The sequence below is a fragment of the Candidatus Magnetaquicoccus inordinatus genome, from assembly GCF_004217665.1.
Lineage (GTDB): Bacteria > Pseudomonadota > Magnetococcia > Magnetococcales > Magnetaquicoccaceae > Magnetaquicoccus > Magnetaquicoccus inordinatus.
Genome location: NZ_RXIU01000241.1, coordinates 1 through 4,810 on the forward strand (window position 1 = coordinate 1; position 4,810 = coordinate 4,810).

Annotated in this window: 6 protein-coding genes; 3 read left to right on the top strand and 3 right to left on the bottom strand. The window is 49.1% G+C overall.

All coding sequences use genetic code 11. The features are described 5' to 3' along the window. A partial coding sequence (locus tag EJP87_RS13785; protein ID WP_130472446.1) for an Lcl domain-containing protein occupies positions 1-709 on the top strand: 709 nt, incomplete at its 5' end. Positions 710-782: 73 nt separating this feature from the next. Here the strand turns inward: EJP87_RS13785 and EJP87_RS13790 are convergent. The 3 genes from EJP87_RS13790 to EJP87_RS13800 are packed head-to-tail and all read right to left on the bottom strand — an operon-like array spanning position 783 to position 2,450. Beyond that, positions 783-1,610: an SDR family NAD(P)-dependent oxidoreductase gene (locus EJP87_RS13790; protein ID WP_130472450.1), complete on the bottom strand. Its 828-nt coding sequence runs from the start codon at positions 1,608-1,610 to the stop codon at positions 783-785. Positions 1,611-1,627: 17 nt separating this feature from the next. After that, on the bottom strand, positions 1,628-1,882 hold the full coding sequence (locus EJP87_RS13795; RefSeq protein WP_227657650.1) for a DUF2281 domain-containing protein: 255 nt from the start codon (positions 1,880-1,882) through the stop codon (positions 1,628-1,630). A 49-nt stretch (positions 1,883-1,931) separates the two neighbouring features. Beyond that, on the bottom strand, positions 1,932-2,450 hold the full coding sequence (locus EJP87_RS13800) for a methionyl-tRNA formyltransferase (protein ID WP_130472447.1): 519 nt from the start codon (positions 2,448-2,450) through the stop codon (positions 1,932-1,934). 38 nt (positions 2,451-2,488) lie between these two features. Here EJP87_RS13800 and EJP87_RS13805 point away from each other — a divergent pair, with 38 nt between their 5' ends. Next, positions 2,489-3,427: a hypothetical protein gene (locus EJP87_RS13805; RefSeq protein ID WP_130472448.1), complete on the top strand. Its 939-nt coding sequence runs from the start codon at positions 2,489-2,491 to the stop codon at positions 3,425-3,427. A gap of 17 nt (positions 3,428-3,444) precedes the next feature. Further along, the coding region (locus EJP87_RS13810; protein WP_130472449.1) for an Lcl C-terminal domain-containing protein at positions 3,445-4,810 on the top strand (1,366 nt) is incomplete at its 3' end.

Genomic DNA, 4,810 nt, shown 5'->3' on the forward strand with positions numbered 1-4,810 from the left:
CACGAATTACTGGACCAGCACAACAGCCTCTTTTTATACCGACAAGGCGTTTATGGTCTCTTTTGCCAATGCCGCTATTGCAGTCGATAACACACTGAACACAGCCCATTTCATGGCCGTGCGAGATCCTGTCACTGGCACGACATTGGTTCCCAAGAGTGGGCAGATCATTTCCTATCACACCCGAGATGACGGTGCATTGCAAAAGGGAGTTGCCTGGCCCGCACCGCGCTTCAGTGATCAAGGGGATGGGAGTGTGATCGATCTTTTGACAGGTCTGACCTGGATGAAAAACGCCAAATGCTGGGGGATTTCCATGAGCTGGACGGATGCATTGAACAAAATAGCCGACTTGAACAATGACCTGACCAACAAAAACTGTTCTGTTGCCCCTGTTTATCTTGGTTCCAAGAGTGATTGGCGGCTGCCCTCACGTTCTGAATTGGAGAGTTTGCTGGATATGGGCAGCAATACCACCCTTTTACCTCCTGCCATCCCACCTGTTATGCCGGCATTGCCATTAGCCCATCCCTTTTCCAATGTCACTCCAGTGGATGAGACTTGGCCCCATACGGATGATGCGTATTGGTCGAGCAGTACCGCACAGGATGCACAGAATGGCTGGACGATCCAATTCAGCATGGGTGAAATTCGCAGTGAAAACAAGACCTCCTCTTATCATGTTTGGCCAGTCCGAGGTGGAAAATAATGGATCGGTCTTGTTAAATTCTTTTTGGAATATCGGCCAATTGCAACCAGTCAAATCAGCCCGGTTGCCCCAATTATCCATGCACCAAAACAAGATCCAACACCCGACGCGGGAGAATACGACGCAACAGGGCAAAAATATGGGTTGGCAGGGTGACTCCATAACGCACCCTGGGACGGCGACTCTCCAGGGCATGGATCACCTTGTGCAAAACCGCCTCAGGGGGCAAAGAAAAACGTGCCCCACCCTCCTCGGCCTGCTTTTGAAAACGCGCTTCCAGGAGTTGATAATCCAACTGACGACAACTTTTATTCAAATCCACATAACGTTGAAATGACAATGTGGCATTTCTTCTGAAATCCGAATGAATCGGCCCAGGCTCAATCAACGAAAAATAGATCCCACTCCCTTGCCATTCCAAACGCAGGGTCTCGGTCAACCCCTCCAAGGCAAACTTGCTGGCCACATACGCCCCACGAAACGGCAAAGCCACAAATCCCAACACAGAACTGTTCTGAATGACACGACCATATCCTTGTCGTCGCATCACTGGCAATATCAAAGATGTCAATTCATGGGTTCCAAAAACATTGGTTTCAAACTGCGCCCGCAACGCCTCCCTGGAAATGTCCTCCAAAGCACCCGGTTGACCATAGGCCCCATTATTAAACAAGGCATCCAAGGTGCCTCCAGTCTGCTGCAACACCCAATCCACCGCACGATGAATAGAATCAGAATCATCAAGATCCAGATAACAAGATTCAAATCCTTTTTGTTGCAATATTTTTACATCTTCTTGTTTCCGTGCAGTGGCAAATACCCGATATCCACGCTCTCGCAACCCTTGCGCTACACACAAACCAATCCCACTGGAACAACCAGTGATTAGAATTGTTTTTATAGGTTGTCTATGAAAGTTTAGCACCGCGTTGTCTGACGATCCACATAATGTCCAATGTCACAATCCGATCCGTGCGTAACCAACAGATCCCATACCTCATCTTCGTCATTGTCCCACACCGCTTCAAGGCTCGCGACCTGGGCATGCATCAAATCATCCCACGTGGCACGCTCTTCCTTTTCCATCAAATAACCAATAAAATCCAATACCTCACACGCCAAATGGTCAGGCAGCATCTTGGTTTGTTCATACACACGTTCCGCAATCGTCATGGCCATTTCCCTCACAAACATACAGTCAGATCATTCTTTTCCAAACTGTTTATTGCCACTGCATACCCATCTTCAAAGCATGCCCACGCATCCATTCAGCCGCCGTCATTCTCCGCTTGCCTGGCACTTGAACCTCTGTCACGATCACCGAGCCTTCTCCACACGCCACCTCTGGACCCTCTGGGTGAATGGCGATCACACTCCCCACCTTCCCCACGCCATGGGCCACGCGACAACTCAAAATCTTGATGGGCTTGCCCTCCAATACAGCCACAGCCCCTGGCCACGGATTGAGAGCCAAAATGTGACGCTGCACAAAATCCGCCTTGTTTGCAAAGCAAATCTTTTCATCCTCCCGCGTCAGCTTGGTGGCATACAGTACTCCCTCCTTGGGTTGGGATGCAGGTGCAATGATCCCTGCCTTGAGTTCTGCCACAGTCTTGATGAGCAATTCCGCCCCCAACAAAGACAACTCGTCATGCAATTGCCCAACCGTCATGGATGGCACCAAATCACGCTTTTCCATGGCCAGAATCGGACCTGTATCCAAACCCGAATCCATTTGCATGATGCTGACCCCAGAAAGTGCTGAATAAGGTGACTTCCATGAAAAAAGGGTCCATAGCGTACTCCCATGCAGGGGGATTTTCCATCATTGAACTCTCCATTGTCATGATCATCATTGGATTAATCATCTCTGGAGGGATCAGTGTGTTTGGGCCGTCCATGAGACAGGCACTCAAGAACAAAAATGAAGTCGTGGTCCAAGATGCGGTCAAAGCCTTGGTGGGTTATGCTGGGGCGCAGAAATTATTGCCAACCACGTTGAGCGGTGTGGCCAGAAGCCTTTTGGATGCGCAGCAGAATGCATTGTTATATGCTTATGATAATAATTTTATCGAAAATGGCAATGTATGCAATCGAGATGCCACGAATTTGAGTGTTCAAGTCTTGAAGGCAGACGGATCGGTCAATTTTACGGTCAACAATGTCGCTTTTGTCATTTGGAGCAAAGGATATGATGGTGTCACAGCCCCGGCGAAAACCTCTGAGGCAATCACTGCGGCTGCAACCTATACGGTTCCGATTTATTCGGAGACAACGGGTAATGTCCAAGATGACCTGGTGGGGTGGGCCACGATCTCGGAATTGAAGGCAGCGGCAGGGTGTGGGGGAAATTCGTTGAAAATTCTGGCAGATGCCCTGCCTGTGGGGAGAGTGGGACCCTCCCTTTATGGAGCAGTCCAATTCACACCAGAAGGTGGGGTTGCTCCCTATTCGTGGTGTGTGGAGTTTCCGGCGACTACCATCAGTAACAATATGACTTTTAAGGGCATTACTGACGTGACACCTGTCAATTTATTCGGAGACTGCGCCAAACCAACTTCTGTATATATTTCTGGGAATACGCTTGCTTTATCTGGAAACACGCCCTTTGACACTAACGATCAAGGCGGTCCCTATGATTTTATAGTATTTTTAAAGGACAGCAACAATACGCCTCGGATTGTCAACCGACGGTTCTCTCTCTTCGTCACCCCATAAATTTTTTGGAATGGATCATGGAATTCAAAAAATCCGCTGGATTCAGTTTGGTTGGATTGGCCATGATCATGATCCTCATTGGGGTTGGTCTCTCTATTTTGCCATTGCTCTCCCCCAATCTGGAAACCATAGGCCGCGAACAGACAGTTTCCATTTTGCATGCCAACAAAAACGCTGTGATGGGTTACGCCATGGCCAATGGGCAACTCCCATCTCTGGCAGACTACCCCAAGGTCGTTCCCAGTTTGAAAGATGGATATCAGAACCCAACCGGCTATGCCTTTGACAGTCGTTTGATGTCATCCAAAGCCATCTGCGCCACTCCCCTCACCCCACCGTTCAAAATAACCGTGGATACGCTTGGCAACACCGTGGCTGTGGCATTTGTCATTTGGAGCAAAGGTCGCAATGGGGTTGTCAATGCCACCCCACCCCCGATCAAGGTTGAGGGTTCCATTGCCACAGATAACACCCTCTTTCCCAATCCCCCCCCCAGCCCGAATGTGGACGATTTGTTGGAGTGGGTAACATTGGACGAACTCAAAAAAAATGTCGGGTGTGAGGGGTTGGAGTCGAAATCAACCTTGAATATTGTTGCAGATGCCTTGCCGGTTGGAAGGGTCAATGAATCGTATCCTGACGTCAAGTTTACCCCACTGGGTGGGAGTGGGAGCGGGTATCAATGGTGTGTGGAAACCGATTCGAGTACTAACAAGCTTTCATTTCCCCCAACAGTACCCATTATTGCCAACTGCACGGGTGCGATATTCACTGCTGGGGATTCTTTGATAATGAATATTGCCCCACCCGGTCCTGAAGATATCTCATTTGATGGCCATCCCATCCGCCTGTTTCTTCAAGATGGTTATGGCAATGCTGTCAATCGTTTATTCAAATGGGTTGTGCTTGCAACCACCCACCTTGCCCAAAATTATTCTTTGGAATTTTTACAAACGATTCAACGAACCCTCACCCCTGAAGAAGATGTTGACGTGGCAAAAAACGCCTCTCCTAAAATAGGCGTGGTCTGGTCAGAGGCCACACGATTCACTGTGACTCAAGGTACTGTGACCGATCATCTGACGGGTTTGGTGTGGTTGCGTCAGGCGGATTGTTACCCAGGGAGTGACTGGACCACGGCTCTGAATCAGGCAAATAATTTAAGCAGTGGACAATGTGGATTGAGCGATGGTTCTGGTGTTGGGATGTGGCGGCTGCCAAATCGCAAGGAGTTGAGCAGTCTGTTGGATTTGGGGCGTGAAAATCCGGCATTGCCAAACGACCATCCCTTTTTGAATCCGCAATTCACGAATTACTGGACCAGCACAACAGCCTCTTTTTATACCGACAAGGCGTTTATGGTCTCTTTTGCCAATGCCGCTA

Bases quoted from the DNA above. Each gene is read 5' to 3' on its own strand.
- EJP87_RS13795 (WP_227657650.1), bottom strand. From the start codon at position 1,882: ATGACGATTGCGGAACGTGTGTATGAACAAACCAAGATGCTGCCTGAC.
- EJP87_RS13800 (WP_130472447.1), bottom strand. From the start codon at position 2,450: ATGCAAATGGATTCGGGTTTGGATACAGGTCCGATTCTGGCCATGGAA.
- EJP87_RS13805 (WP_130472448.1), top strand. From the start codon at position 2,489: ATGAAAAAAGGGTCCATAGCGTACTCCCATGCAGGGGGATTTTCCATC.